Here is a 5,688-nt window from a genome sequence, read left to right on the forward strand (position 1 = left end):
TCCCGGCGCGGCCGTCCCGGCTTCGGCGAGCATGTCCTCGGCGAAGGAAATGCTGCCGTAGTAGGTCGTGACGTCGTGGTCCGGGTCGAGGTCCGCGGCCAGCAGGTAGCCGGCGCCGTCGCGGCACGCGGCGTCCAGCAGGTCCAGGGCCCGGTCCGTGGCCAGCGGCGCGCCGCCGGTGCGGCTCGTCCGGTCGAGATCGGCGCCGGTCATGTGCCCGGTCATGGCGCTGGCCTCGGCCCACAGCCCCCACCCGATGGACGTGCCGGGCAGGCCGGCGGCCCGGCGGCGCTGCGCCAGGGCCTCGCAGTAGGCGTTGGCGGCGGCGTAGTTCGCCTGCCCCGGGCCGCCCAGGCAGGACGCCGCCGAGGAGAAGATCAGGAACATCCGCAGCGGGAGGCCGGCGGTGGCGGCGTGCAGGTGCGCGGCGGGCGCGGCCTTCGCGTCCCACACCCGGGCGAGGCGCTCCGGCGTCAGCGCGGTGACGACCGCGTCGTCCAGCACGCCGGTCGCGTGCACAACGCCCGTCAGCGGATGCTCCGCGCCGATGCCCGCCACCAGCCCCGCGACCGCGGCCGGGTCGGACAGGTCGGCCGCGACGATCCGGACGTCCGCGCCCATCGCCGTCAGCTCGGCCTCCAGTTCCCGCGCACCCGGAGCGTCCGGTCCGCGGCGCCCGGCCAGCACGAGCCGCCGGACGCCCCAGGCGCGGACGAGGTGCCGGGCCGTCAGCGCGCCGACGGTCCCGGTGCCGCCGGTGACGAGCACGGTCCCGCCGGGGTCGAGCGCGGGCGGGGCGGCGTCGCGGGCGGCGGCCCGGCCGAGGCGGGGCACGAGGACGCGCCCGTCCCGCACCGCGACCTGCGGCTCGCCCGCCCGCACCGCGAGCCCGAGCAGATCAGCGGCGCCGGCCGAGTCGTCGACGTCCGCCAGGAAGAACCGGCCGGGCTCCTCGGACTGAGCGCTGCGCACCAGCCCCCAGACCCCGGCCGCCGCCGGATCCGGGTCGTCGTGGGCGACGGCCCCGCGCGTGACGAGCAGCAGCCGCGCGTCGCTCAGCCTGGGCTCGGCCAGCCAGTCCTGGACGAGGCGCAGCGCGTCCTCGACCGCGCCGGGGCCGTCGGGCGGGACGGCCCCGGCGCCGTGGAGGACGGCTTGCACCAGCGGCGGCGCGGGCTCGCCGCCGTCGAGGGCCGCGACGAGCGCGGCGAGATCCGGGTAGGCGGCGCCGGGCCCGGCGCCGGGTGAGGAGCCGTGCCCGAGGACCGCCCAGCCGTCCTCCGCCGGTCCGGGCAGGTGATCGGCGCCGGGGTCGAACGGGATCCAGTCCAGGGTGAACAGGCCCTGGACGCCCTGGTCGCCCACGGCGCGGAGCCGCTCGGGGTCCGCCGGGCGCAGCACGACGGACTCGACGCCGAGCACGGGCGCGCCGAGCGCGTCGTCCACCGCCAGCCGCAGGACGCGCTCGCCCTCCTCCCCGGAACCGGCGGGGCTCATCCTGACGCGGACGGTGCCCGCGCCGGCCGCCCACAGCGTCACGCCCTTCCACGCGAACGGCAGCCGCAGGGGAACGTCGGCGCCCGTCTCCGGCACGGTGTCCGCGTCGAGGAGCATGCCGGGGTGCAGGGCCGCGTCCAGCAGCGCGGGGTGGACGCCGAAGCCCGACCGGTCGCCCGCGGCGTCGGGCAGCACGACCTCCGCCAGCAGGTCCGCTCCGTCGCGCCAGACGGCGCGCACTCCCTGGAACGCCGGGCCGTAGTCGTAGCCGGACGCGGCGAGCCGGTCATAGAAGGCGTTCACGTCGACGGGCCGCGCCTCGGGCGGCGGCCACGATCCGGCGGTGCCCGGATCCGGGGCGGCGGGGGTCTCCGCGCCCGGGCCGAGCACTCCGGTGGCGTGGCACGTCCAGCCCGTGTCGCCGTCCTCCTCCGGGCGCGAGTACACGCGGACGTCGCGCCGCCCGTCCCGCCCGGCGGCCTCCACCACCACCTGGACGCGGACGGCGCCGCTCTCCGGCAGCGCCATCGGGGCCTGGAGGACAAGTTCCTCCACGCCGCCGGAGCCGACCTCGTCGGCGGCGCGCAGCGCCCACTCGACCATGGCCGCGCCCGGGACCAGGACCGTGCCGAGCACCCGGTGGTCGGCTAGCCATCCCGTCCCGCCGGTCGCCGACACCCGTCCGGTCAGCAGGTGGGCGTCACCTTCGGCCTGCTCGACGGCGACGCTCAGCAGCGGGTGGCCGACCGGGACAAGGCCGAGGCTCGCCGGATCGCCTGCGGCGCCGTTGCCCCCCTCCATCCAGTACCGCTCGCGCTGGAACGCGTACGTGGGCAGGTCCACCGTCTCCGGCGGAGCGTCCGCGGAGAACCACCGTTCCCAGCTGACATCGATCCCGGCGGCGAAGGCCAGGCCGAGAGCGTGCGCGACCTGGGCGGCCCCTCCGTTGTCGCGGCGCAGCGTCGGGACGGCGGACGCGCTCACCCCGGCGCGCTCGGCGCACTCCTGAACGCCCGCGCTGAGGACGGGGTGGGGGCTGGCCTCGATGAAGACGCGGTGTCCGTCGTCGAGGAGGGTTTGGACGGTGTCGGTGAAGCGGACTTGTTCGCGCAGGTTGGTCACCCAGTAGCCGGTGCCGAGGGTGGTGGTGTCGATGCGGGCCGCGGTGACGGTGGAGTAGAACGGCACCCGGCCGGCCACCGGAGCGATCCCCGCCAGGATGTCGGTCAGCTCGTCGCGGATCTGGTCGACCTGGGGGCCGTGGGAGGCGTAGTCGACGTCGATCGTGCGGGCGCGCAGGCCCTGTGCCTCGGCTCGCGCGACCACGGCCGCCACGTGCTCGGGCGTCCCGGACACCACGGTGGAGGACGGGCCGTTGATCGCCGCGATGGTCACGTCGCCGGACAGGAGCGCCTCGGCCTGCTGCGCGCTCACGCTCAGGGAGGCCATGGCACCGCCGCCCGCCAGGCCGCGCAGTGCCTTGCTGCGCAGGGCGACCACTTTGGCGCCGTCGGCCAGCGACAACGCCCCGGCGACGCAGGCCGCCGCGATCTCGCCCTGACTGTGGCCCACGACAGCCGCAGGGGTGACGCCATAGCTCTCCCACACCGCCGCCAGTGACACCATCACCGCCCACAGGACGGGCTGCACGACGTCCACCCGCGCCAGCTCGGACCCGTCGCCGCGCAGGACCTCGGTCAAAGACCAGTCCACGTGCGGTGAGAGGGCCTGCTCGCATTCGGCGATCCGCGCCGCGAACACCGGCGTGGTGTCCAGCAACTCCGCGCCCATCCCGGCCCACTGCGAGCCCTGACCAGGGAACACCAGCACCGGACCGGTCCCCGGATCACCGGCGGCTTCCCTGGGAACGTCGTCCTGCGCGAGGTCGCGCAGCCCGGCGATGAGCTCGTCATGGCCGGTGCCGACGACGACCGCGCGGTGCTCGAAGACCGACCGGGTCGTGACGAGGGACCAGCCGACGCCGGACGGGGAGAACTCCCCGCCCTCCACGTGGGCCGCCAGCGCCTCCGCCTGACCCCGCAGCGCGGCGGCCGTGCGCGCCGACAGCACCCACGGCACGACTCCCCCGGCGGGTGATCCGGCGGGCACGTCACCCGCCGGGACGCTCGCCGCGCCCTCCTCGGGAGCCTCCCGCGGGGCCTCCTCGACGATCAGGTGCGCGTTGGTGCCGGACATGCCGAACGCCGACACCCCCGCGCGGCGCGGGTGATCGGCGCGCGGCCAGTCCTCCCGCTCCGCCAGCAGGCGGACGTCACCGCTCGTCCAGTCCACGTGCCGCGTCGGCTCGTCGATGTGGAGGGTGGCGGGCAGTTGCCCGTGCCGCATCGCCATGACCATCTTGATGACCCCGGCGACACCGGCGGCGCCCTGGGTGTGCCCGATGTTGGACTTCACCGACCCCAGCCACAGCGGACGCCCCTCAGGGCGGTCCCGCCCATAGGTCGCCAGCAGCGCACCCGCCTCGATCGGATCACCCAGCCTGGTACCCGTCCCGTGCGCCTCGACCGCGTCCACCTCACCCGGCGACAACCCCGCACTCGCCAGCGCCGCACGGATCACCCGCTCCTGCGACGGCCCGTTCGGTGCCGTCAGCCCATTGCTCGCACCGTCCTGGTTCACCGCCGAACCCCGCACCACCGCCAGCACCTCATGACCGTGGCGGCGCGCGTCCGACAGCCGCTCCAGCAGGACGAGCCCGACGCCCTCGGAGAAGCCGGTGCCGTCCGCCGCGTCGGCGAACGGCTTGCAGCGGCCGTCCGGGGACAGGCCGCGCTGGCGGGAGAACTCGGTGAACATCGCGGGCACGGCCATGACCGTGACGCCGCCCGCCAGGGCCAGCGAGCAGTCGCCCTGCCGGAGCGCCTGGCAGGCCAGGTGGATCGCGGTCAGCGACGACGAGCACGCCGTGTCCACCGACACCGCCGGACCCTCCAGGCCCAGCGCGAACGACACCCGGCCCGACAGCACGCTCAGCGCGTTCCCGGTCACCAGGTAGCCCTCGGTGCCCTCCTCGGCGGGCGGCGTCCCGAAGCCGGGCAGGCCGCCGCCGGCGTACACGCCGGTCGCGCTGCCCTTCAGCGCCGACGGATCGAGGCCCGCGCGTTCGAGCGTCTCCCACGCCACCTCCAGCAGGACGCGCTGCTGCGGCTCCATGGCGAGGGCCTCGCGCGGGCTGATCCCGAAGAAGCCCGCGTCGAACAGGTCCGCGTCGTACAGGAACCCGCCCTCCCGGGTGTGGCTGCTGCCGGGACGGTCCGGGTCCGGGTCGTACAGCCGCTCCAGGTCCCAGCCTCGGTCGTCGGGGAACCCGCCGATCGCGTCGCCCCCGGAGGCGACCAGTTCCCACAGCTCCTCCGGCGAGCGGACGCCGCCGGGGAACCGGCACGCCATGGACACCACGGCGATCGGCTCCTGCCGGCGCTCCTCCACCTCGCGCAGCCGCTGCCTGGTCTGCCCGAGGTCGACCGTGACCCGCTTCAGATACTGGCGGAGCTTCTCCTCCGTGTCCGGCATCAGTTCCCGTCCTCCATCGCCGCGCTCACAGTTCCCGGTCGATCAATTCGAAGATCTCGTCGTCGGAGGCGGACTCGACGCCGGCGAAGCCTCCGGTCCCGCCGTCCGCGCCGGTCCCGCCGTCCCCGCCGGCCGTGCCGCCGTGCACCGCCGACAGCAGCCCGTTGAGCCGCCGCGCCACGCTGCCGCGCGCCCGGTCGTCCAGGGTGAGGGCGCCGAGGGCGGTTTCGAGCCGGGCCAGCTCGCCGAGCAGCGGGGTCACCGGATCCACCGGCTCCGGCTGCTCGCCGTCCGGCGCGAGCCGCACGCGCAGGTGCTCGGCCAGCGACGCCGCCTCCGGATAGTCGAAGACGAGCGAGGCGGGCAGCCGCAGGCCCGTGGCGGCCGCGAGCCGGTTGCGCAGCTCCACCGCAGTGAGGGAGTCAAAGCCCAGCTCCTTGAACGAGTTGTCCGGACGGATGGCGTCCGGGTCCGGATGGCCGAGGACCGTGGCGGCCTGCGCGCGGACGAGGCCGAGGAGCGTCCGCTCCCGCTCGTCCCGCGACTGCGCGGCGAGCCTTCCCGCGAGGTCGGCCGGGGCCGCGTCCGTCCCGGCCGCGGGACGCGCGGGCGCGCCGCCGCCCACGAGAGCGCGCAGCAGGGCGGGGACGTCCGCGG

Annotated in this window: 2 protein-coding genes; both read right to left on the bottom strand. The window is 76.1% G+C overall.

Going from position 1 to position 5,688, the window contains the following annotated elements; translation table 11 throughout:
* The coding region (locus E1291_RS38405) for a type I polyketide synthase (RefSeq protein ID WP_131742958.1) at positions 1 to 5,031 on the bottom strand (5,031 nt) is incomplete at its 3' end.
* A gap of 25 nt (positions 5,032 to 5,056) precedes the next feature.
* Positions 5,057 to 5,688, bottom strand: a 632-nt coding sequence (locus E1291_RS38410) for a phosphopantetheine-binding protein (protein WP_242614645.1), incomplete at its 5' end; no start/stop codon positions are given.

This window comes from Actinomadura roseirufa (assembly GCF_900659635.1).
Lineage (GTDB): Bacteria > Actinomycetota > Actinomycetes > Streptosporangiales > Streptosporangiaceae > Spirillospora > Spirillospora roseirufa.